The 990-nt window shown below is 55.1% G+C and carries 1 protein-coding gene; it reads left to right on the forward strand.

The features are described from left to right. Positions 1–67: 67 nt before the first annotated feature. On the forward strand, positions 68–990 hold a 923-nt coding region (gene eno / locus BP822_RS03715; protein ID WP_286877762.1), incomplete at its 3' end, for a phosphopyruvate hydratase.

Raw genomic sequence — 990 nt, forward strand, 5'->3', positions numbered from 1 at the left:
TCGGCTGCTGATTCAGGGCACGCTAACTTTAATAAATAGATCTGCAAACTACCGGTTGTGGTATACGATGTCATTCGAGATCGAGAAGATTCATGCTCGTGAGATACTTGATTCACGAGGCAATCCGACTGTCGAGGTCGATGTCTACACCTGCTGTGGCTTTGGACGGGCGGCTGTGCCTTCGGGCGCATCTACAGGCACTCACGAGGCCCTGGAGCTCAGGGATGGCGGCGACAGGTACGACGGAAAAGGCGTCCTGAAGGCGGTCAAGAATGTGAATGAGGTGATCGCTCCTGAGCTTTTGGGCATGGATGCCTCCTGCCAAAGGGAGATCGATGATCTCATGATAGATATGGACGGAACCGCGAACAAGGCCAATCTGGGCGCCAATTCCATCTTGGGAGTCTCAATAGCTATGGCAAAGGCGGCGGCAATGTCCTCTGGGGTGCCGCTCTACAAATACCTGGGCGGAGTGAATACCGTAACTCTTCCCATCCCCTCTTTCAACGTCCTTAACGGGGGCAAGCATGCCGGAAACGAGCTATCCATCCAGGAGTTCATGATCCAACCCACCGGGGCCAAGACCTTCAGCGAGGGCCTGCGCATGGCCGCCGAGACCTACCATGCTCTGGGAAAGATCCTGCAAGGGAAATACGGCGTGGGGGCGACGAACGTCGGATATGAGGGGGGCTATGCACCACCTCTCATCAAGACCCGGGATGCCCTGGACGCCATCATGAGCGCCTTTGACGTATCAGGTTACGGAGATGAGATCAAGATCGGCCTTGATGCTGCTGCCTCAAGCTTCTATATGGAGGGCGGCTACTCTGTGGACGGAAACAGGCTCTCACCTGGCGAGCTCATAGATTATTACGTGGATCTGGTCAATACCTATCCCATCATTTTGCTGGAGGATCCCTTCGAGGAAGAGGCTTATGATGACTTCGCCCGCCTCACTGCCAAGCTTCCGGGAACGATCATAGTGGGAGA

The sequence above is a fragment of the Methanosaeta sp. UBA458 genome (assembly GCF_002496085.1).
Taxonomy (GTDB): domain Archaea; phylum Halobacteriota; class Methanosarcinia; order Methanotrichales; family Methanotrichaceae; genus Methanothrix; species Methanothrix soehngenii.